The sequence below is a fragment of the Mycobacterium sp. URHD0025 genome, assembly GCF_000426065.1.
GTDB lineage: Bacteria > Actinomycetota > Actinomycetes > Mycobacteriales > Mycobacteriaceae > Mycobacterium.
Genome location: NZ_AUEQ01000017.1, coordinates 100,985 through 123,439, shown reverse-complemented (window position 1 = coordinate 123,439; position 22,455 = coordinate 100,985). Strand labels below are relative to the sequence as shown.

Annotated in this window: 19 protein-coding genes; 8 read left to right on the top strand and 11 right to left on the bottom strand. The window is 65.4% G+C overall.

The features are described from left to right. Window positions 1–10 precede the first annotated feature (10 nt). Together H977_RS0125640 and ptsP are read right to left on the bottom strand one after the other, a co-directional pair. Entirely contained in the window at window positions 11–997 is a 987-nt protein-coding gene (locus H977_RS0125640; RefSeq protein WP_029110539.1) for a pirin family protein, read from the bottom strand. A 69-nt stretch (window positions 998–1,066) separates the two neighbouring features. Beyond that, window positions 1,067–2,749 carry a phosphoenolpyruvate--protein phosphotransferase gene (gene ptsP / locus H977_RS0125635; protein ID WP_051289063.1) on the bottom strand — a complete coding sequence of 561 codons (1,683 nt, stop codon included), beginning with the start codon at window positions 2,747–2,749 and terminating at the stop codon, window positions 1,067–1,069. A gap of 102 nt (window positions 2,750–2,851) precedes the next feature. Here ptsP and H977_RS0125630 point away from each other — a divergent pair, with 102 nt between their 5' ends. From H977_RS0125630 to H977_RS0125595, 8 genes are all read left to right on the top strand, one after another. After that, window positions 2,852–3,619, top strand: coding sequence for a DeoR/GlpR family DNA-binding transcription regulator (locus H977_RS0125630; RefSeq protein WP_029110537.1), 768 nt, complete (start codon window positions 2,852–2,854; stop codon window positions 3,617–3,619). Next, window positions 3,616–4,584 carry a 1-phosphofructokinase family hexose kinase gene (locus H977_RS0125625; protein ID WP_029110536.1) on the top strand — a complete coding sequence of 323 codons (969 nt, stop codon included), beginning with the start codon at window positions 3,616–3,618 and terminating at the stop codon, window positions 4,582–4,584. The genes H977_RS0125630 and H977_RS0125625 overlap by 4 nt, the downstream gene beginning before the upstream one ends. After that, window positions 4,581–6,605, top strand: coding sequence for a PTS fructose transporter subunit IIABC (locus tag H977_RS0125620; RefSeq protein WP_029110535.1), 2,025 nt, complete (start codon window positions 4,581–4,583; stop codon window positions 6,603–6,605). The genes H977_RS0125625 and H977_RS0125620 overlap by 4 nt, the downstream gene beginning before the upstream one ends. A 21-nt stretch (window positions 6,606–6,626) precedes the next feature. Next, window positions 6,627–6,884: an HPr family phosphocarrier protein gene (locus tag H977_RS0125615; RefSeq protein WP_029110534.1), complete on the top strand. Its 258-nt coding sequence runs from the start codon at window positions 6,627–6,629 to the stop codon at window positions 6,882–6,884. Window positions 6,885–7,209: 325 nt separating this feature from the next. Further along, window positions 7,210–8,559 (top strand): type VII secretion-associated serine protease mycosin, encoded by a 1,350-nt coding sequence (gene mycP / locus H977_RS0125610; protein ID WP_029110533.1) that lies wholly within the window; start codon window positions 7,210–7,212, stop codon window positions 8,557–8,559. Continuing rightward, the gene (gene eccE / locus H977_RS0125605; protein ID WP_029110532.1) at window positions 8,556–9,953 is read left to right on the top strand and encodes a type VII secretion protein EccE; all 1,398 of its coding nucleotides are present in this window, start codon (window positions 8,556–8,558) and stop codon (window positions 9,951–9,953) included. The genes mycP and eccE overlap by 4 nt, the downstream gene beginning before the upstream one ends. A gap of 49 nt (window positions 9,954–10,002) precedes the next feature. Next, window positions 10,003–11,580, top strand: a complete 1,578-nt coding sequence (locus H977_RS36095) for a PPE domain-containing protein (protein ID WP_029110531.1) — start codon at window positions 10,003–10,005, stop codon at window positions 11,578–11,580. Next, a complete protein-coding gene (locus H977_RS0125595) occupies window positions 11,577–11,915 on the top strand; it encodes a YbaB/EbfC family nucleoid-associated protein (protein ID WP_029110530.1) in 339 nt (112 codons plus the stop codon). Before H977_RS36095 ends, H977_RS0125595 begins: the two co-directional genes overlap by 4 nt. Before the next feature lie 201 nt (window positions 11,916–12,116). Here the strand turns inward: H977_RS0125595 and H977_RS35435 are convergent, their stop codons facing one another. From H977_RS35435 to H977_RS0125550, 9 genes are all read right to left on the bottom strand, one after another. After that, entirely contained in the window at window positions 12,117–14,504 is a 2,388-nt protein-coding gene (locus tag H977_RS35435) for an EspK C-terminal domain-containing protein (protein WP_155946829.1), read from the bottom strand. Beyond that, window positions 14,501–15,703 (bottom strand): ESX-1 system-associated protein, encoded by a 1,203-nt coding sequence (locus tag H977_RS0125585; protein WP_029110529.1) that lies wholly within the window; start codon window positions 15,701–15,703, stop codon window positions 14,501–14,503. Before H977_RS0125585 ends, H977_RS35435 begins: the two co-directional genes overlap by 4 nt. A gap of 32 nt (window positions 15,704–15,735) precedes the next feature. Next, the gene (locus H977_RS34540) at window positions 15,736–16,515 is read right to left on the bottom strand and encodes a WXG100 family type VII secretion target (RefSeq protein ID WP_051289061.1); all 780 of its coding nucleotides are present in this window, start codon (window positions 16,513–16,515) and stop codon (window positions 15,736–15,738) included. 347 nt (window positions 16,516–16,862) lie between these two features. Beyond that, a complete protein-coding gene (gene eccD, locus H977_RS0125575; RefSeq protein ID WP_029110528.1) occupies window positions 16,863–18,395 on the bottom strand; it encodes a type VII secretion integral membrane protein EccD in 1,533 nt (510 codons plus the stop codon). Continuing rightward, the gene (locus H977_RS0125570) at window positions 18,392–19,822 is read right to left on the bottom strand and encodes a MinD/ParA family ATP-binding protein (protein WP_029110527.1); all 1,431 of its coding nucleotides are present in this window, start codon (window positions 19,820–19,822) and stop codon (window positions 18,392–18,394) included. The genes eccD and H977_RS0125570 overlap by 4 nt, the downstream gene beginning before the upstream one ends. Window positions 19,823–19,948: 126 nt before the next feature. Continuing rightward, window positions 19,949–20,239 (bottom strand): WXG100 family type VII secretion target, encoded by a 291-nt coding sequence (locus H977_RS0125565; protein WP_029110526.1) that lies wholly within the window; start codon window positions 20,237–20,239, stop codon window positions 19,949–19,951. A 57-nt stretch (window positions 20,240–20,296) separates the two neighbouring features. Beyond that, on the bottom strand, window positions 20,297–20,608 hold the full coding sequence (locus tag H977_RS0125560) for a WXG100 family type VII secretion target (RefSeq protein ID WP_231396060.1): 312 nt from the start codon (window positions 20,606–20,608) through the stop codon (window positions 20,297–20,299). A gap of 92 nt (window positions 20,609–20,700) precedes the next feature. Beyond that, on the bottom strand, window positions 20,701–22,014 hold the full coding sequence (locus tag H977_RS0125555; protein WP_155946828.1) for a PPE family protein: 1,314 nt from the start codon (window positions 22,012–22,014) through the stop codon (window positions 20,701–20,703). A gap of 35 nt (window positions 22,015–22,049) precedes the next feature. After that, the gene (locus H977_RS0125550) at window positions 22,050–22,343 is read right to left on the bottom strand and encodes a PE family protein (protein WP_029110523.1); all 294 of its coding nucleotides are present in this window, start codon (window positions 22,341–22,343) and stop codon (window positions 22,050–22,052) included. Between the last annotated feature and the right edge of the window lie 112 nt (window positions 22,344–22,455).

Here is a 22,455-nt window from a genome sequence, read left to right as displayed (position 1 = left end):
TCTCGTTCGATCAGCTCAGCGGCCGGTGCGGCATGAGTGCATTCGGCGGGATCTGGCCGAACTTGCCCGCCTGGTAGTCCTCCAGCGCCTGGATGAGCTCGGACTTCGAGTTCATCACGAACGGGCCGTAATGGAACACCGGTTCCCGAATCGGCTTGCCGCCCAGGAGCAGAACTTCCATCGCCGGCCGGTTCGAATCCTGAGTTCCCTCGGCCGACACCGTGATCCGGTCACCGGGGCCCAGCACTGCGAGCTGACCCTGATGGATCGGGTGCGCCACCGGTCCGACGCTGCCGCGTCCGCTCAGCACGTACACCAGCGCATTGAAGTCGCGGTTCCACGGCAGGTTGAGCTGCGCGCCCGGTTCAATCGTGGCGTGCGCCATGGTGATCGGGGTGTGCGTGGAACCAGGACCGAACGCCGGCCCGGTCTCGCTTTCGATCTCGCCGGCGATGATGCGAACCAACGTGCCACCGTCTTGAGAGGACAACAGCTTGGCGTCCGTGCCCTCGATGGCCTGGTAGCGGGGAGTCGCGAACTTGTCTTTCTTGGGCAGGTTCACCCACAGCTGGATGCCGTGGAACGTGCCGCCGTTCTCGACGAGCTCGGCCGGCGGGGTCTCGATGTGCAGGATGCCGGAGCCGGCCGTCATCCACTGTGTGGCACCGTCGGTGATCAGACCGCCGCCGCCATGTGAATCCTGGTGGGCGAAACGGCCGTCGATCATGTAGGTGACGGTTTCGAACCCACGGTGCGGGTGCCAATCCGTGCCTCGTGGCTCACCGGGCTGGTACTCGACCTCACCCATCTGATCCATGTGGACGAACGGGTCCAGATCCGCGGCGCTGACTCCGCCGAACGCACGTACGACGGGGAATCCCTCGCCTTCGAATCCGCGCGGGCCGGTCGTGATCGAGCGGACCGGACGTTCGGTCTCAGACGCCTGGGCTGCCGCGATGCGCGGCAGAGTCAAGGTGTCTGCGGTGATGGCTGGCATCTGCTACCTCCAATGTGTGGCTTGATGCCAGCTATAACCGGACTGCGGTCCGAATATTCCCCGCAGTCGTCAGGCCAGGGCGGCCAGCGCCGCCTGCCGGGCGTCGGCAGCGGTAGCCGTGGCCAGGACCGCCTCGGCCGCAGCGCGGCACTGCGGCAGCGTCACCTGCGCAATCCGCGCGCCCACCGCGGAAATCGCCGCAGGCGCCATCGACAACGACGTCACTCCCAGCCCTACCAGCACGGCGGCCAACAGAGGATCGGCCGCGGCCTCACCACACACGCCGACCGGCTTGCCCGCCGCCGCCCCGGCCCGGGCCGCCAACGCCACGAGAGCCAGCACCGCGGGCTGCCACGGATCGGTCAGCGCGGCCAGGTCGGCCGACATCCGGTCAGCCGCCATCGTGTACTGCGCGAGGTCGTTGGTGCCGATCGAGAGAAAGTCGACGTGCTCGAGAATCCTGTCCGCCAACAATGCCGCGGCGGGCACCTCGATCATCACGCCGGCTGTCAGCCCATAGGTACGCGCTTGATCGGCAAAGGCTTTCGCCTCGGCCGCGGTCGCGATCATCGGAGCCATCACCCATGGCCGGCTTTCCGTGGCCTTCGCCGCGGCGGCGATCGCTTCGAGCTGATGCTGCAGGAGGGCGGGATTGCCCGTGGCGATCCGGATACCCCGCACGCCGAGTGCCGGGTTGGCCTCTTCGGGATGACCGGCGAACTTCAGCGGCTTGTCCGAACCAGCGTCGAGGGTGCGGACCACCACTTTCTGTCCGGCGAACGCCTCGAGCACCTCCCCGTAGATCGCGGCCTGCTCGTCGACCGTCGGCTCGGCGTCCCGGTTGAGGAAGCACAACTCGGTGCGGAACAGCCCGATGCCTTCGGCCGGGGTTTCCCGCGCGGTCCTCGCGGCCGCGCCGTCCTGCACATTGGCCAGGATCGCGACGGCGTGGCCATCCGCCGTCGCACCCGGCCCGGTCCACTGCCTGGCCGCCAGGGCATCGCGTTGAGCCGCCGCCACCGCGGCAGCGGCCTGCGACGGGTCGGGGTCAGCGGTCAGGGTGCCCGCCGTCCCGTCGAGCAGGACCATCGCGCCGGGAGCGATGGCATCGAGCCCGCTGACGGCCACCACGCACGGAATCCCGAGCTGGCGGGCGATGATCGCGGTATGGCTGGTCGGACCGCCCAGGGTGGTGACCAGACCGACCACGAGCTGAGGGTCCAGGCCCGCGGTGTCGGCGGGCGCCAGATCCTCGGCACAGAGGATCGACGGGATATCCGGTAGCGGCACACCGGGCTCCGGCAGTCCGGACAGTTCGGCGATCACCCGGTCACGGATATCGCGCAGATCGGTGACGCGCTCTGCCATCAGTCCGCCGATCTGTGTGAACAAGTCCACGAACTGGTCGACGGCTTCGGTCACGGCGCGTACTGCGGGCGCCCCTGCGGCGATCCGTTTGTCAGCGGCGCCCAGCCAGGCCCGGTCCTGGGCCAGTGTCGCGGTCGCGGCGAGCACCTCCGAGGCGGCGCCCGTCGCATGCGCGGCCCGGGCCCGGAGCCGGTCGGCGACCGCCGTCGCCGCCGCCGCGAAACGCCCTGCCTCTGCCGGCCGGTCCGCCTCAGCGATGTCGCCGCTGGGCGGCGGGATCTGAGGAAGCCGAGTAGCCCGGATCACTGGTGCGTACTGCACACCTGGTACCACCGGAACCCCACGTAGGACCGTGGGTGACGTGACCGACGATGTAGTGCCCATGTGAGACAGATTACAAGAAACCGTTGACAAGTCAACACAGCCAAGCGTAAAACAACATATATCAACATTCTAACGGGCTCTAACCCACACAAACGGAGGCTCATGTACGCCGAGGAGCGCCAGCAGGCCATCGCCGCGCTGGTCATGAGCAGGGGCCGCGCCTCAGTCGCCGAACTGGCGCAGACATACGACGTCACCACCGAGACCGTCCGCCGCGATCTGGCGGTCCTCGACAAAGCCGGTGTCGTACGCCGCGTCCACGGCGGGGCGGTACCAGCCCGAACACTGCATCTCGTAGAAGCCGGAGTCGGCGAACGTGACACCACCCGCGCCGCGCAGAAAGACGCCATCGCCGCGGCCGCCGTCGACTTCTTTCCCCTCAGTGGTGCCAGCGTGCTCCTCGATGCCGGGACCACCACAGCCCGCGTCGCCTCGCACTTGCCGACGGATCGTGACCTCATCGTGGTGACCAACTCCGTGCCGATCGCCGGCCTCATCGCCCCGATGCCTAGCGCCACCCTGCAGCTGCTCGGCGGCCGGGTCCGCGGCCTCACCCAGGCCGCCGTCGGCGAGCAGGTGCTGCGCGTGCTCGAAACCCTGCGGGTCGACATCGCTTTCATCGGTACCAACGCGATCAGCGTGCGGCACGGTTTGTCGACCCCGGACACCGACGAAGCAGCCGTCAAGAGAGCGATGGTGCAAGCCGCGAACTACGTTGTGGTGGTCGCAGACTCATCGAAGGTCGGCCAAGAGGACTTCGTCAGCTTCGCCCCCATCGACAGCGTCGACACCCTGATCACCGACAACGAGATCTCCCACGCCGACCGCGCCCTGCTCACCGAGCGCGGCGTCGAGGTGGTGATCGCGTGATCATCACCGTCACCCCGAACCCCAGCCTGGACCGCACCGTCACCCTGGGATCACCGTTGATGCGCGGAGCGGTGCAGCGCGTCGATTCCGTCACCATCGAACCCGGCGGCAAGGGCATCAACGTGGCCCGTGCTTTGACCCTGGCCGGTGTCGCCGCCGAGGCGGTGCTGCCTGCTGCCGACGACGACCCTCTGCTCGGTGCCCTGCGGACACTCGGTGTGCCGTTCATCGGCGTTCCCATTGCGGAGCCCGTCCGCACCAACCTGGCCATCACCGAATCCGACGGCACGACAACCAAACTCAACGAACGCGGGGCGGTGGTGGACGCCCATGCACTGGAGGCGCTCACCCGCTGCGTGCTGACCAAGGCGCAGAACGCCACCTGGGTGGTGTTGTCCGGGTCGCTGCCACCGGGAATTCCCGTCGACTGGTACGCGCACATGGTGTCGTTGCTGGCACCGCTCAACTGCCGGGTGGCCGTCGACAGCTCCGAGGCGCCATTGGCCGCGCTAGCCGGTGCGTTCGACGTGGCCGCGCCAGACCTCATCAAGCCCAACGCCGAGGAGCTGGCCGATCTGGCCGGAGCTCGAGCTGCCGATCTGGAAGATGCTGCTGCCCAAGGCGATATGTCACCGGTGGTCGCGGCCGCGCGTGATCTTGTCGCCCGTGGTGTCGGCTCCGTGCTGGCGACGCTCGGCGCTGCCGGCGCCGTGCTGGTCGACGGCACAGGCGCCTGGCTCGCCACACCGCCACCCATTGTTCCGCGCAGCACCGTGGGCGCGGGCGACGCCTCATTGGCCGGCTACCTGCGCGCCGCCGTCACCGATTCCGAAGCCCCGCAACGTCTGCAGATGGCCGTCGCATACGGGAGCGCCGCCGCGGCGCTCCCCGGATCGGCCCTGCCCGGCCCCGCCCAACTCGACCTCGATGCCGTCCGTACCCACCCCATGAAGGTGTCGCTATGACTCAGCCGATCATCACTCCCGATCTCGTCCTGCTCGACATCGACGCGGGCGGTGACAAGGAGTCCGTCATCGCCTGCCTGGTGGGTGCTTTGGGCGCGGCAGGCCGCACCAGCGATACCGATGGGTTGGTGGGCGCCGCGATGGCCCGCGAGGGGCAGTCCGCCACCGGGCTGCCCGGCGGGATCGCGATTCCACACTGCCGCTCGCCGTACGTCGACACCCCGACGATCGGCTTCGCGCGGCTGTCCCCCAAGGTCGACTTCGGTGCCCCGGACGGCCCGGCCGATCTGGTGTTCTTGATCGCCGCGCCCGAATCCGGCGGGGCCGAGCACATGAAGCTGCTCTCGAGCCTGGCCCGGGCACTGGTCCGCAAAGACTTCGTCGCGTCCCTGCGCGACGCCGGCAGTGTCGATGAAGTGGTGACGCTCGTCGACGGTGTCGTGAACCCGGCGCCTGCTTCTGCTGCTCCTGCTGTGGCTGTGGCTCCTGAACCTGTCGAGGCGGTGTCGATCGTCGCGGTCACCGCCTGCCCCACCGGCATTGCCCACACCTACATGGCGGCCGACGCGCTGAAACAGGCCGCCGACGAAGCCGGCGTTGAATTGACCGTCGAGACCCAGGGCTCGTCGGGCAGCACACCGCTGTCCGCGTCCACGATTGCGGCGGCAGATGCCGTCATCTTCGCCACCGATGTCGGTGTCAAGGACAAGCAACGCTTCGCCGGCAAGCCCGTCGTCGCCTCCGGCGTCAAACGCGCCATCAACGAACCCGCTGTCATGGTCTCCGAAGCCGTCAGCGCCGCAAAAGATCCCAATGCTCCGCGGGTGGCAGGCTCTGTTGGCGAAGCTGCTCCCGCCGCGTCGGGCGACGTGGGCTGGGGAACACGCATCAGGCAGATCCTGCTCACGGGCGTGAGCTACATGATCCCATTCGTCGCGGCAGGTGGTCTGCTGATCGCGCTGGGCTTCCTGTTCGCCGGCTATGACATCGGCAATCCCGTTGAGGGCCAACCGAGTCCGCTGGCCTACGGAATGAACTCGCTGGGCCACCACATCGCCGTCACCAACACGCTCGCCGACCTGCCGCCCGGTGGCCTTGGGCAGTATCTCGGAGCCGTACTGTTCACGCTCGGCGGGCTGGCCTTCATGTTCCTGGTACCAGCCCTGGCCGGATACATCTCGTTCGCGATCGCCGACCGGCCCGGTATCGCACCGGGTTTCACCGCAGGCGCGGTAGCCGTATTCGTCGGCGGTGGATTCATCGGCGGCATCGTCGGCGGTCTGATCGCCGGGTTCGCCGCACATTGGATCAGCTCCTTCAAAGTGCCGCAGTGGTTCCGGGGTCTGATGCCCGTCGTGGTGATCCCCCTCGGGGCATCACTCATCGTCGGCCTGCTGATGTTCCTGCTGCTCGGCCGGCCCCTGGCTGCGCTGACCACCGGACTGACCAACTGGCTCGCCGGCATGACCGGAACCTCCGTCGTCATCCTCGGTGTCATTCTCGGGTTGATGATGTGCTTCGACCTCGGCGGCCCGGTCAACAAGGCGGCCTACGCATTCGCTACCGCCGGCCTCAACGTCGCCGACCCCGCCACCCTCCGCATCATGGCCGCGGTGATGGCGGCCGGCATGGTGCCGCCACTGGCCATGGCGCTGGCGTCCACGCTGCGGCCGGGACTGTTCACCGAGCCTGAACGTGAAAATGGGCGCGCCGCATGGCTTCTCGGAGCGTCATTCATCTCCGAAGGCGCCATCCCGTTCGCCGCTGCGGATCCGCTGCGGGTGATTCCGTCGATGATGCTCGGCGGCGCCGTCACCGGTGGCCTGATCATGGCCTTCGATGTCACGCTCAAGGCACCGCATGGCGGCATCTTCGTGTTCTTCGCGATCGGCAACCTGCTGTGGTTCCTGGTCGCGCTGGTTCTGGGTACCGTCGTCGCCGCCCTGGCCGTCATCACGGCCAAACAATTCGCCAAACCCACCGTCACCACGCCGGAAGCACCGGCGCTGGCCACCACCTAGTCACAACCCAAAGGAGAAAACATGCCCAGCAAGACTGTCACCGTCGGTTCGGCCATCGGCCTGCATGCCCGCCCTGCTGCGATCATCGCCGAGGCCGTGGTCAACGCCGGAGTACCGGTCACCCTGTCCATGGATGGCGGCGAGCCCGTCGACGCAGGTTCGGCCCTGATGATCATGACGCTCGGCGCCGGCAATGGCGCTCAGGTGACTGTGGAATCCGACGACGCCGATGCGTTGGCCACTGTGGCGGGGCTTGTGGAGCAGGATTTGGACGCGTAAGGGGTGTCGCCTCTCGAACCCATCCCCGCCGACTGATTCACTGGCGCGGGCCGTGCTCGGCGACGCTATCCCGCATTAGCTGCCGTTCGGGATGCCGCATTCGTCGGTAGATGAACCCCGCGCCACGCTCGGTTTGCGGGTTGCAACACTTACTGCGGGCACAAAGCGTTATCGGCCTCACCTGGGCACCCTTATGATTGCCTGCGTGCGAATAGCCGGACGGCTTGAAGTGAGAAGATGCATTGTCGAGCAGGCCGGATGTTGTTTGCCAGAAGTGCGTCAGCACACTGCAAACGCGTCCGATGTCATTGGGGGAGTGTGAGGCGTGCAGCGCTTAGCCGTAATGCTGCTGGCAGTTTTGTTGGCATTGTTCAGTGCGCCGCCGGCGTACGCGATCGACCCGCCGGCAATCGACGCCGCAGCCGTCCCACCTGATGAAACGGGTCCCGACCAGCCGATGGAGCAGCGCAAGATCTGCGCCGCTCCGACGGTCATGCCGAATTCGAACTTCGCAGACAAGCCGTGGGCGGCCGACTACCTGAAGCTGGCCGAGGCCCAGAAGTTCGCAACTGGCGCTGGCGTAACTGTCGCGGTAATCGACACCGGGGTCAACGGTTCTCCCAGGGTGCCGGCCGAGCCGGGCGGTGACTTCGTCGACGCCGGTGGCAACGGGATGTCCGATTGTGACGCCCATGGGACGCTGACCGCATCGATCATCGCCGGCCGCCCGTCCCCGACGGACGGTTTCGTCGGCGTGGCCCCCGATGCGCGACTGGTTTCGCTGCGTCAGACGTCAGTTGCGTTCCAACCCAAGGGTTCACGCCAGGATCCAAACGACCCGAACACCACCCAGACCGCAGGTTCGATCCGTAGCTTGGCCCGCTCGGTGGTGCATGCGGCCAATCTGGGCGCGCAGGTGATCAACATCAGCGAGGCTGCCTGCTACAAGGTGACCCGCCGTATTGACGAGTCCAGCTTGGGCGCGGCCATCAACTACGCCGTCAACGTCAAGGGCGCGGTGATCATCGTGGCCGCCGGCAACACCGGTCAGGACTGCAACCAGAACCCGCCGCCGGATGCGTCCCTTCCGGCCGATGCGCGCGGCTGGAAGGGCGTGCAGACGATTGTGAGCCCGGCTTGGTACGACCCACTGGTGCTCACCGTCGGCAGCATCGGCCAGAACGGCCAGCCGAGCAACTTCTCGATGTCGGGCCCGTGGTTGGGCGCGGCCGCTCCGGGCGAAAATCTCGTCGCACTCGGCTACGAGGGTCAGCCCATCAACGCCACCCCCGGTGAGGACGGCCCGGTGCCGCTCAATGGCACGTCTTTCTCTGCCGCCTTCGTTTCCGGCCTGGCCGCTCTGGTCAAGCAGCGGTTCCCGGACCTGACCCCTGCGCAGGTGATCAATCGAATCACCGCCACTGCACGGCATCCCGGCGGCGGCGTCGACAACTACGTCGGCGCCGGTGTGGTCGATCCGGTGGCTGCACTGACATGGGAGATCCCCGAGGGACCGGCGAAGGCACCCTTCCGGGTCAAGGAAGTGCCCCCACCGGTGTACATCCCGCCGCCAGACCGTGGCCCGATCACCGGTGTGGTGGTCGCCGGGGCCGCGCTCGTGCTGATCCTCGGCATCGCAGCGATGACCCGACGCGCGTTGCGGCGCCGCCCATGAGTTTTTTGAAGCGGCACTTTGGGTTTCGATTCACGACGGGACACGCCATCTGGGCAGCAACGCTGATCCCGGCGTGCATCGCCGTGTGCATGCACTTCAATCTGCTGTGGCTCGGTATCACGCTGTCGGTATTGATCGCGATTTTTTCGGTTCTGACGATCCGTGGATATCGGCTCACCGGCTGGGTCAGAGCGGTGTTCTCGTGGCGGAGGCGCCACCGCAGCACCCCCGATGCGCCGTCGGAGCCCGCGGTCGGAGCCACCGTGATGCCCGGCGATCACGTCGCCGTACGCTGGCAGGGCGATCATCTGATCTCGGTGATCGAGCTGGTACCAAGGCCTTTCACTCCGACGGTGATCGTCAATGGCGATGCCGTCACCGACGACACCGTCAGCACCAAGCTCGTGGAGAAGCTGATCCAGGCGCATTGCCCTGACCTGGAGGCGGACGTCGTGTCGGCCGGTTACCGGGTCGGCAAGACCGCACCGGCCAGCCTCGTAGCCCTCTACGAGCAGGTGGTCGGCCCGTACCCCGCGCCGGCGAACCGACGAACCTGGATTGTGATGCGCGCCGATCCGGATAAGACCCAACGCTCGGCGCAACGCCGTGACAGCGGGGTGTCCGGGCTCGCCCGATATCTGGTGGCCTCGACGACCCGTATTGCCGATCAGTTGGCCAGCAACGGGATTGACGCGCGCTGCTGCCGCAGCTTCGACGATTACGACAAAGCGACCGAGATCAGCTTCGAGAAAGAGACCTGGTCTGTCATCAAGGGCCGCAGCACTTTTACCGCGGCCTACAACGCCCCCGGCGGCCCGGATGTCTGGTGGTCGGCACGCGCCGACCACACCACGACCCGGGTCCGTTTGAGCCCGGGTGCGGCTCCGACCACCACGGTGCTGCTCACCACACTGTCGAACCCCACAACGCCGCGCGGATTTTCCTGCTTGTACGGCGGGCAACGTGCCGCACTGCAGGGCATCAGCCCGGTGACGGACAAGCACTACGATCTGCCGATCGGTTCGGCCGGGGTGCTCGTCGGTGAGACGTCGGACCGCTACCCGGTGTATATGCCGTTCGACAACGTCGACGTCAGCATCAACCTCGGCGACTCCCGACTCTTCACTCAGTTCGTCATCCGCTCCGCCGCGTCCGGAGCGGTGGTGACCCTCGGGCCGCAGTTCCGCGAGTTCGCCACGATGATCAACGGCCGGGTCGGGCGCGTACCGCGCGTGGCATGGCCCAACGCCACGACGTATCTGGGACCACATCAGGGCGTCGGCCGAGTCATCATGCGGCCCAACTTTATTGACACACCGCGCCACCGGCAGCTGCCGATCACGTTGATCAATCCGCGTGAAGAGAGCCGCTACCAGATGGCGCTGGAGCAGTGACATCAAGCTTCCTGGGAGAGGGGTCCCAGAAGGGTCGGGAGGAATAGCTATGCCAGAAGAATTGAAGGTCGACACCAGCCAGCTTCGCAGTCGCGCGGCGGAACTGACCGGGCTGACGTGGCCGGGGGAACCCATTCAAGTGCAGGCACCGAACGACTTCATGCCCGCCGGAACCGCGATCGGCAATTTGAATAAAAACGCCGCCGCCCTGCAGCGCAGCAATAACTGGGCAAAGGAGGAGGCCGCGCGCGTCGCGGACATCCTTGAGAAGGCCGCCACCGAGTACGACCACAAGGACGAAGCGTACGCCGGGATACTGTCTTCGGATCCAGCGCGGATGGCAGCGATGGCGGACATCACTGTTCCGCCACCTCCTACGCCGCGCCCGGCTGACCCGGAACCTATGGAGCCGATGGCCGCCATCCCACCGGGTCAATGTATGAACATCAAGGAGGCTCAGAAGAAGCTCGAGGGGGGCGACCAAGGTTCTTCAGCGCGCAACGCTCACAGCCAGTGGTCAAAAACTGCATCGGATTTGAGCTCGATTCTCCCGATCACCAGCATTCCCGCCTGGGAGGGCGGAGCGGCGGAGGCCGCTGAAACTTACCGAAAAGAGCTGGTGGACTGGATGAACCAGCTATCCACCGCCTGGGCGGCGCTCGCCCAAGTAGCAAAGAGCATCTACGACCAGCACAAGGCAACTTTGGAGGCCCACACACCGCTGTATGAAAAGTACCTCGAGCTGGAGAAGGAACTCGCCGACTCCACATCGTGGAACGGCGGCATATTCGACGGCCTCGGGATGTCTTACGACATCGCGAACGGCCATGTTGAGCGGGTTATCGCTGACATGGAGGAGTTGGAGAAGCGATCTGGAGAAGTCCGCGACAGTTACGCCAGCTCCTTGGTGACCCAACCGGTGCGGGCAGCCAACCCACCTCGAGGTGCGGGCGGCATCGACCCGTCAACTGTGCCCACCGGACCCGGGGGCCCCGGCGGCGTACCCGGGGGACCAGGCGGCCTACCCGGGGGACCAGGCGGCGTGCCGGAGATGCCCAAGATGCCGTCAGTCGATCCCGCATCAATGTCAGCGCCGACCGGGGCTGATCCCTCAGCCGGTGAGAAGTCCGGCGGTTCTCCGAGCGGTGGCGCACCCTCAGGTGGGGGCGCACCCTCAGGTGGCGCCCCGTCCGGCGGTGGCGCGCCAAAGGGTCCTGGCGCGGGTCTGCCTGAGGGCACGCCCGAGATCCCCGGTGTCGGAGAGCCCAGCCTCAAGCCGGCGAGTGCCGGCGCTGGAGGCGGGGGCGGAGGCCTGGGTGGCGGCGGGATGCCCGCCGCGCCCCTCGGTCCTGCCGTCGGAGCCGACTCCGTGGCAGCGTCTCCTGCCGGTGCCCGTGGCGGTGCGATCCCGGCCGGGGCTTCCGGAGGTTCCGGCGCCGGCGGTATGGGCGGCGGTATGGGCGGCATGGGCGGCGGTCATGGACAGGGTGGCCAGGGCAGGGAGAAGCGGCGCGACGCCAACCTCGCCCCCGATGAAGACCTGTACGTCGAGGATCGCAACTACACCGAAGGCGTGATCGGCCGGCGGAAGCGTAAGCCTGGCCAGGACGGGCAGGATTCGAAGTGACCGACGAGATACACCCGCAGGTCGCTGCGGTACTGCGCCAAGCACAGCAACTGCAGTCGCTCATGGATGATCAGCTGCACAAAATGAACACCGAAACGTTCACGGCGACAGACGAAGCCCAGAGCGTCGAAGTTACGCTCAACGGCCATCATCAGCTGACCGACGTCTACATCAAGGACGGACTACTGCGGTTGGGTGCACACACCGTCGAACAACGGCTCAACGAGGCGATCCAGAAGGCAACGGCTGCGGCGACGACATCCATCGAGGCCGACAGGGAACGGCTGGATGCGATGGTCGCGGAGCTGACCGCTGACGGGTCGGAACTGGGCTGAGGGCCCCGAACTAAACCGAGTCAGCCCGCCTCGCCGTACATGGTCAGGCGGGCTGACTTGTTGGTGACGGCTCGTTCGAGGTCCCTTGCAATGGGCGCGGACGAGGTCGAGCCGCCTGGCCGGCCCCGGGCCTAAGGGCTTGCAGGGGACCAGATGCTGGCGGAGCACGTCGAAACACGTCTGCAATGCCCGAGTCCTCGCCTACACAGCGACAGAAACCGTGGCCAGCGCATCACCAGCCATCACACCGATGTGCTGCCAGTAGATCGCATCGGCCGTCGCAGTGCGCAGAGCCTCGCCATCGACAGCTGTATACGCACCGTGTAAAGCCATCTCCTGCATATGATTTGCAAAAGGAATCAATGCCTGCAGCTGCGGCACAGCTCGGCCCGTATCAGCGCTCAACAACGGCCGAAAAACCTCCATCATGAGCTCGAACCGCCGATCCTCCGGTGGTTGCGGATCAGCTGGCGCCGGCGGCAGCATGTCGATCAACATTGCATCAGTCACCGCTGACAACCGTGCGGCCACCTCCGGAGCAATCACCTCCAACCGAGACCGCCCCTGCATCCGACCATCGGAAGGTAAATCCTCGCGTTGCAGCGCAACGGTCGGCACGCCGGGATCCGAACCCTTGAACTGCTCCTCAAACCCAATGACCGCCCTCAGAGTCGTATCGTGCGCCTGCGCCCAACCATGCAACGCCAGAATCGGATACGTCGTCCACTTGGCCCGTTCCTCCATCGGAATGGATTCGTCCACGCTCGCGAACTTGACCTGTTGGGGCAACTTGACCCCCTGCGGGATGTAACCCAAACCGTAGTTGTTCGCCACCACGATCGTTCCGTCCTGGGTCAATCCGGTCAGCCACGTGAACTTCAGCTCGCCCACACCAACATTGAGCGCGGCTGCGATCCTGCGCGCCGTCTCCAACGGGTCAGAACCCGAACGCTTTGCCGCGTTCAGCGCGGCATCACGCTCGGCACGCGCCGCAGATACCGGTATCGGAGCCACCTGGGCGCCGGCCGCTGCCGACACGGCGGGCGCAGGTGGAGCAGCCGGTGGCGGGGGCGGTGCCACCGCTCCGGCCGGCGGCGCAGTAGGCGGCGGGCCCAACGGCATGCCGCCACCACCCATACCCATCGGGCCACCCGACGGAGGCTGGGCCGGCGGCGCAGCGGCGGGCGCACTGTTCTGCGACACCGGCGCCGTGTTGGTGCTCGCCGGCACCATTGGATCACTAGCTGGAACCGCAGGAGCGGGCGCCAAGGGCGGGGGCGCACCCCCGCCAGAAGAAGCAGCATGCACCGGCGTCCCAGCCGAATCCGCAAAGCCCTTCGAGAACTCCTTGAGCGGATCCACGGGCGGACGGCCGGCCAGTGCTTCTGCTGCCTTTGACGGATCCATCCCCGCACCTGCCAAAGAGGAGGACCCGCTGCTCAACGGACTGCTCGCCGCGCTCGAGGAGCTAGGCGCGCCGCCCAGACTTGGGGCGCTCGGCGCCCCCGGCGCGGACGGAACGGAAGGAGTCACCGGGCTCGTGGGTGGTTTGCCAGCAGGGGGTTGAGCGGGATTTGGCGAGACAGTCGGGAGAGTTGCGGGGGCCGGTTGCGCCTGCTCAGCCACGCCCTCAGCTGTCTTAGCCGGTGCTTCGCCCTCATCACCCGCAGACGGAGCACGAGGGGCCGGTTGCGCCTGCTCACCCAAACCCTCAGCTGCCTTAGCCGACGCTCCGCCCTCATCACCCGCAGACGGAGCACGAGGGGCCGGTTGCGCCTGCTCACCCAAACCCTCAGCTGCCTTAGCCGGCGCACCACCCGCGGGCGCGTCGTCGCCGGGTTGCGGATGCCCCTTGGGTTCATTACTCATTAACGACGCCAACGGCTCTTTACCTGAACCGGATGTGCCTCCAACCGATGCCGTCGATCCGGGAGACGTCGATCCAGGCGTCCCGGTGCCATTATTTTCGAGCGGGCCGGCGACATTATTCCCAGGTGGTGGAGATTCGGCCGCTTCGGTTTTTCCACCCAGGCTGTCGGCCAGGGTGTCCAGAAATTTCTTGTTGGCGTGGTATGCCTGCTCAGCTATCTTCTGCGCTGCATCTTTGGCATCTTGCGCCTTCGTTCCCTCCTTCTCCGCCTTAGCCAAGAAGTCATAAATTTCCTTGTGCTTGAGCTCGACATAGTCGGAAATCGCTTTTTTCGCCATCCTGGTGGTCACCCACGCCTTACCACACCATTCGATGGCATCAGCAAGTTGCTGTTCGATCTCCTGCATCGCCTTGCTGTGCTCCTGCGCTTTCGCCGCAGCGGCCGTCGCGCTGCCACCGACCCATACCAGCAGCCCATTGAAAATTCCCGCATGTACCGCATCCCAGCTCGCCCGGGCTTGGGACACCGCTGATTTGATACTGCTCAGCATTTCTTTTCGCTGATCGAACACCGACTCATCGAACTCCGGCCACGCTCCCGGACCCGTCATAGTAGGCGCGTACTCACCAGGCGGCTTCTCTATAGTCCCGCCCATCAACGCGGAGATATCCGAAATGTCGTCAATCAGCACAGGGCCGGGGTTGGCAATCGCACTCACGACTCTGCCTTACACGCCCAATAGATCGCGTTGGACAGAAATGACGATACCCCCGAAATATAGGAAGAATTTGGCGCATATGTGGGAATCGCCTGGACATACGCGCGCCTATACTGCGCTGCAAAGACCGCGAAGTCCTCCCAAACCGGATTCGCGCTTTGCCGACCCAAACGCTCCATATCATCTGCATAAGTGACCATCACGGGCACAACTGCGTCCATGACGGCTTTTTGATCTAAAGTCCATGCCGTTGCCGGGATGTTCGCGTCGATAGCGCGCCAAGCCTCGGTGTCTTTGTCGTAACGCTCAGTCGTACTTATCCAGTCGTCACACACACGATTTTGACCGCTCAGAAATCGCTCCGGTACCAGAGAAATGTCACGATTCATCGCCTCGACATCCGTCGGAGGCCCAGGGAGTGGAATCAGGGGAGCACTTTCCTGCGCCGCGCGGAAATGAATCGCATCGCACACCCTGCTGAGCGTCGCCGCGAATTTATTGTACGCTGCAACAATGTAGTTATCTGCCGACGCGTAAGTTGGAATAGCATCGATAACGGCCTGAGCGTACGCAGAATATTGCCCATACAGTTCGCGTACGATCCGATGCGGTGTCTGCTTCGCGAGGTTAGCCACCTTTTTGATCGAGGTAGCTAATACCGAGCTTTCCTTCTCGAACACCTCTCGTTGTTGGGCCGTCCACTCTGCCGCTGGCACCGCATAATCCTGGTGGTTCCATTCAGGGACCGCTGCCTCCATATCGCGCGCGATCTTTACCCACGCTTCGCAAGTCGGCTCCTCGGTGATGATATTGGCCGGTCCGGTGTCATTTGCGCTCGCGAAATCCGAGGCGCCGTCGGCTGAGTTGGGCGACTGGCCGCTGCCTCCCGAATCTGGGCGCAGCACGAGAACAGTTCCGACGACGCTCACCGCGATCACCGCGACGAGCGCGAGACCCACCAGGATCCACTTGCCCTTGCCGCCCTTGTTCGGATGTGGGGACGGGGCGCCGGCCCAGGACTGCTGCTGTTGCCACGGCGCACCGGGCTGCTGCCCGTACTGCGGTGCTCCCTGAGGTTGCCCGCCACCGGCGTACGGCGGTATCGCACCTTGCGGCGCTGGCCCACTCCACTGCGACCCCCCACCCCCACCGGAGGGTTGCGAACCGAACGGATCCTGGGGAGGAGGAGGAAGCGTCATCACCACACCTTCGAGTCAAAAAGCACTATCGGTCACAACAACACTGACGGATCACCCGGCGGCCGCCGCGGATGGCTGGGCGCAGCCTCGACCGTCGGGCTAGACGGCGCCCCTTGTGCGGGCGATTCGAGTACCGGTGCCCGTTGCGCGCCACCATCGGACGCGACAGCTCCCTCGCGCTGATCATCCTGGTCTTGCTGCGCGTCCTTGCCCTCACGGTTCTCGTCATCGGAAGACGACTCAGTCTCCGCATCAGGCACCGACCCTGCAGGACCGGCAGGGGAGCCTTCCGCAGCCGAGCTGCCTTGGCCGAGCCCGCCTCCCATCTGACCGAACTGCTGGACGCCTTGCATGATCGTCTGCGGAATCTGGCCCGCCTGTTGAGCCATCTGCATCGGCACCTGAGCCAACTGCTGGGCCATCTGCATCGGCACCTGCATCAGCTGGCCGAACTGACCCATCGCATCCATCGCCCCACCGCCACCGCTCGAGCTCGGTGAACCGAACTTCGAGTCGAACTCCGCCGACCGGGCGTCGATGGCTCCCTGAGCCTGCTGGTCAGTCTGCTCATACTGATCAGCGGCCACACCGATGTTCGTCGCCGTCGTCTGCGCATCACTTCTGGTTGTTGGCAACGTGTCCTTGAGCGGTGCTTCCACCTCATTGGTACGGTCGGTCATCGCTTGCGAGAACCGATCTCCGCCCAATGAGGGGAACGCACTCGGCGGATCAGGAAGCGCATCGGCCGCATCCCGAAATCCCAAACCGCCCGCCCGCAGTTCGGCAATATTGACCTTCAGCTCCCCGGTCATGGCACCCCCATCAGTTAGCCGTGAGGAACTCGCTGAGCAGGCCCGCCGGCGGCCCCGAATACCCTCTGGCCCGTTACGCGACGACGCGGCTACGGCCACCCAATCAACATCATTCCAGGACGGCCGTCGACGATCCCCTCTACCAGTAGTTCAGCAAAATGCTACCCGAGCCCAACGCAGGCCGAACGCACAAAATCTAGGTGCTCGGCGGCCTTCAGCATGCGTCGCACGCGACGGGTCGATTCGCCCCGCCACACCGTCCGTGCCCTTCGGGAGGTCCTGCAGTGGACGCTGCCCGCGCTGGTGCCGGTGCTTGGGTAATCGGTTCCCCCAGCGCCCGACAAGCCTCAGTGCAACCGCAGATTTCGCAGCAGGTCGTACACCCCGGCGATCCACAACAGCAGCGGGATCACCGCAGCAATAGCGGCGCCATCTGTCAGTTCCAAGATCCGCTTGGTGACCGGCGACGTTCGGCGTACTCCGTCGGCGGCGCCCACCGCGATCAAAGCAACCAACGCCACCGCCGTGTAGATCCCCAGCACCATCCAGGCGTTGCCCGGGTTCCACAGGCACAGGCGGACCATCACGCCAGTCGGCACGCTGATCGCTGCCGCAAGGAGGGCCCAAGAGCACCACCGTTCGGCATACAGACGGGACCGGAAGCCACAGATCACGGCCACCAGGCCGGCGACGATCATGCTGTGAATAAAGAAATGCCCTTGCACCACAACAGCAATCGCACCGATCGACAGCACCAGCGCACCGGCTGAAAGGAACCCGATCAATAGCTGGCGCGTCAGCAGGCTGCGTTCCTGCAACCGGGCAGCCGATTCCGGCACCGACGCGATGATTGCCTTCCACGTGGGTGAGGCGTCGTCGACCTCATCCGGGGTGACGACCGGGTCGAGGAGTTCATCGTTGGATACTGTCTCACCCGGCACCGGAATCGGTGGCAATGCGATACGGGCAACGGCGACAGTAAGTTTGGCAGCGTTGGTCACCACGACCAGCCCGAACGCGATCGCTCCCGCGGGCACCCAAACGCCCCCGCCATATCCGACGGCGATAGCCCCGCCCGTGATGGCGATCGCCAGGACCGCGAGGAACGCTGCCACATCGGCGCGGTGACGCGGCCCGCCGCGGGTGGCCAACGTCAACAGCAGCACCACCGCACCCGCGCCGGCGAGCTGTGGCGCGCCAAGAGAATCGGCGTCGTACGGCAACGGCACGGCCAGCGCTGCGGCACCGGCGAGCACGATCGTGGACGCCAAAAGAAGACTCTCGGCCAAATCCAGATTCTGGTAACGACTCTGCGCGGTGAAGCTGCCCCCGAGAAGCCCGAGGCCGAACAGCCCCAGCGCCACCGCCCACCACCAACCTTGGCCGGCGCCACTCCAGGACAGCAGCGACATGACGGTCACAACGGTGGCGACCACCGGAATGGCCAGGCCGACAAAACGATCCAGCGCAGTCCGGTCGAACACAGGTGACTCATCGAGCACCGCGATTGCGTCGATCACGTCCTCGACCAGTGGACGGTAGCGCTCGGTGCGGCTCACGGAAACCAGCGTCAGCAGCGATCCGTCGACGACCCCGGCATCGTCCAGGGACTCGGCGGCCTTCAACGGTGGCGCACCAGGGCGGGCGAACGCCCACATGCCCTGCTCCGAGAAGTCGAATCCGGCGAGGGTGTCCTTCGGGGTGTCTTCGAGCAATTCGCCCAGGACACTGACGGTTTCGTCGATATACGTCTCGATCGGCGCAGTGGCCGGCAACACCAAATCCGTCAACCGCTTACCGGTGAGGATGGTGACCCTGGTAGTCGACGGCTTGCTGGGCGTCGCGCTGGAAGTGTCAGCGGCGGCTGCAGTCGCGGTCAACGCCGTTCAAGCCTGTCGAAATCGTCGGACAGCGCAGCAGCCAGCTCGGTGACGCGCCGCCGGTACGTATCGCTCAGCAGGTCGAGCTGGATCTCGGTGCCCGCAGCGATGTGCTTGTCATAGGGCAGCACGATGACGCGGCCCGGAGGCACGTGGCGTTCAAATTGCTGCACCAGATCCTCGACGTCGACGTTCGGCTTGCCCGGCGTGACATGGTTGATGACGACGCAGGACCGGCCGAGCAGATCCTGATACCCGTTCTGGCGCATCCAGTCCATGGTGATGGCTGCCTGTCGGGCCCCGTCGATCGAGGCGCTGGCCACGATGACCATGCCGGAAACGCTGGAAAGCACTCCGCGAGAAGCCTTCTGGAACAGCCCGGCACCGCAGTCAGCGAGCACCAGGTTGTAGTAGCGAGACACTACTGCGGTGGCGCTCTTCCAGTCCTCGTCGTTGAACTCACGTTGCGCGCCGCTGTAGTCCTCCGACGACAACACCTCGAGGTTTGACCCGTTCATGCTCGTGTAGGCACGAATGTCGTTGTAGCGAGAGAGTTCCTGGTCGGCCAGCAGGTCGGAGATCGTCGCCGCCGACTGGCGTCCGGCACGGTCAGCGAGGTTGCCACCGTCCGGGTCGGCGTCGATCGCCAGGATGCGGTCACCGCGAACCTTGGCCATCGCCGAGCCCAGCGCGACCGTGACGGCGGTCTTGCCGACGCCGCCCTTCAGACCGAACACACCGATCTGGTACGAATCGCGGGCGTTGCGCCGGATCCGACTGTGCAACTCAAGTTCGTAGACCTCATCAGGCGACAGACCGAGATTGATCCGCGTCGTCAAATAAAGCCAATGCCGCCAGCCGCGCTGCGACGGCATCTTCACACCGGTCTTCACACCGACGTGCGACAGCGCGTCAATCGCGCGGTGGTTGCCCATCGTCGCCGCCGAGGTCGGACCGGGGGCGGCCGGAGTCGGAATGGCCTGCCCCGCTCGCCACGCGCCACTGATCTCGGGATCCATGTCAGCGAACTGCGACGGCGCTGGACCGGGCGCAACGCGCGCAACTGGCCCAGGCGCCTGGCGAGCCTGCTCATGGCGCGCGCCCGGGCCGAATTGCTGCTGCGGAGCCCGCAGCATCGGGTTCTGCGGCCACTGCGGCGCGGTCGCGGGAGGCTGCGGCATCGGCGCCGGCATCTGCGGTGTCTCGGCATGCCGCGGTTGGGCTGCCGACTGGGTTTGAGTGGGCGCCGTACGTGCCGCCGGGTCCACGGGAATGTCCGTGGCACTGGGCTCCCCAACCGGCGGGGGCGGAGGCGTCGCGGCAGCGGCGGCCTTCAGGATGGCGTCTCTGTCCACGATGGCCGTGGCGTCATCGACCGGCTTCCCCGGTTCCGACGAATGAAAGAGCCGGTCATAGTCGGCCGACATTGGGACCCCTCAGATAGTCAAACAGATAATTAGATCTTTACACCCAAGCACAAGTGGTGGGCGGGTTCGACCATCTCCAGACGGTCCGAACTTCCCGCCCACCACACTGTGTGTGCACGGGCCCGATTAACCGAACCTAGACGTCACACTCGCCTCGGTCGAAGCCATCTGCGCGCCGGCCTCTTCGATTGCGCGCCCGAGGTCCGTGAGCGCGGCATTCAGCTCAGCCGCGTTGGCGTCCCAACGAGTCTGCAACGCCAGCCAGGATGCCTGACCGCTGCCGTCCCACATCGATTGCAGTGTGGTCATGGAGCCTTTGCCCTCGTCGAGCAGACTATTCATCTGGCTGGACGCGGCACCCAGATCCGCGGCGTCCGCGGCAATGCCGGCAAAATTGTAACCAATTCCGTCACTCATGTGATCTCTCCTAAGTTGATGGTCGTCGATTGAAAATGAGTTGGTCTGAGGTTGGTGTCACCACATATTGACTGTGGAACCCAAAGCTGAGGCCTGGTCGTCGTCCGTTCCCACGTAATCCGTGCCGGTGACACCGATGTTGCTTGATATCTCGTCAAGCTCGGTGTTCACCTTCGTCGCTGCCTCTTGGAAACGGATCACCGCGCTGTGAGCGGCCGTACCCGCCGCGCCTTTCAAATTGGCGCTGAGTTGTGCGCCAATCTGGTCAACGCGGTGCATCACCGTGTTCAGCTCGCCGGCAATTCGCTCGAAGTTACTCGCCTCTTTGGCGAGGACGGCAGGATCTGCAGTCAAACCTGGCATGCTCATTGTGGATTTCCCCTTTATTTCCCTGTGTCCTCACCAGATCTTTGGTGAGTCTCCCAGCCCCTCGGCCGGAAAGTCTGTTGCTGGTCGACGAATCACCAGTCGTCGCCTTCATCGTCATCGTCGTTGTATGTCAGCGCGGTCGGAGAGACCAGCGCGTCCTTCGTCTTCCCTTCGGTCTTGCCCTTGTTGGCATGGGTCATAGGCCCACCGCCGCCACCGGCACCAACCGGTGCTAATGGACCACTTCCACCACCGGCCGCGCCCATGGGAACCGGCTTTGCCTCACCGCTGATACCCAACATGCTGGATATCAGGGGTGTTCGTGCCGGAGTGCCGCCTGCACCGGGCAACGACGCCGCACGCACCAGACCGGCCCCCGAACTCGGGCCCGCGCCCCCGGCCAGCGGATGATTCGAGAACGGAGACGCTCCCATCAACCCCGACTGCATGCCCGATTGGCTACCCATGCTGCTGAATTGGCTCACCATCTGGGTGGCCTGCTGCAGCGGCTGTGTCAGCGTCTGCATCGAACTTTGCAGCATCTGAGGGATCTGCCCCGCGATCTGCCCTGCCTGCTGCCCCATCTGCATGGCCATCTGCATTCCCTGCTGCATGGGGTTTTGCTGCGTTGGATTCTTGTCCTGCTGTGCGGCGTTCTCGCCCTTCTGTGCCACGCTGACCGCCCGCTGTTCGGCCAGGTTGGCCTGAGCCGCCGCACCGCCCGCAGCCATACCCACCTGTTCGATCGTGGCCGCTGCGCTGACGCCCTCGATCGCGGCGTTGCGAATCAGCCCCGCGGCGGTGCCCGGTGCGATGCTCGCGAGAGCCGCCGCCACACCTGTCTCGCCAACGCCGGGTATCACGATCGGCTTCATTGGCATGAAGGGCTCGAACAGCAGGTTGACGGTGGTTTCGGCGTGATACGCCTCCATCGCTCCGGCAGCCTGATTCCACATCCGCACGAAGTAGTCGGTCTCGTTCAATCCGATCGGCATCGTGTTGATACCCAGAAAGTTGGTGGCCTCCAGGACGCCGTGAGTGACGTGGTTCTGCTCGATCTCCGGAATCGGCGGCGTCGTCGACAGGGCCAGCGAATACGAACTCGCCTGAGCGCCCGCCTGCAAGGCCCGCTTCTGTGCCTGCATCACCATGGTCCGCAACCACATGATCATCGGCATCGTCGCAGAGACGGCACGTTCACTCGCCGTTCCACTCCACACCGAAGTCAAGTTGCTCAGCGCCGCGGCCAGTTCGTCCGCCTGGGTCTCCAGCAGTATCGCCAGCCCTTCCCAACCTGCTGCCGCCTGGAGCATCGGCGCCGGGCCGGCTCCGCACATCAGGCGCGCGGTGTTGAGCTCTGGCGGCATCGCGAACCAGGTCGGCGGAACGGGCGGTACGGCGACCATTGCTGGGAGACCCTAACTCTGACGAATCGTTTCGACTAAAGAGTGGTGGCGTTGGCTGTGTCGACTGCGGTGTACATCGCTGAAGACTCCAAGTACGCGGCGCCCGCCCGTGCCAGTTCCTCCTGAGCGAACGAGTTCACCGCCAAAGCCTCGACCCCTTCGCTGGCGAAGGCAGCGGCGGCCATCACCGAGACCTCGTCGACCCCGGCCGGAACCAGAGCGGTGACGGCGGCCGAGGCGGTGGTACCGCCGGCCAGTCCCCGGGCGGCGTTTGCGATCACCTGTGCCGCAACACCTTCGACGGCCGGATTGTGCATCAACGGTTGCATTTGCTTGCTCCCCTGTGTCGGTTGGAAAAACCAGGGACGCGCACCCAAATGCGACGTGGCAGAGAGTTTGCCAAGTCGCCAAGGAATCTGTCCCCCGATCCCTTTGCTGGCG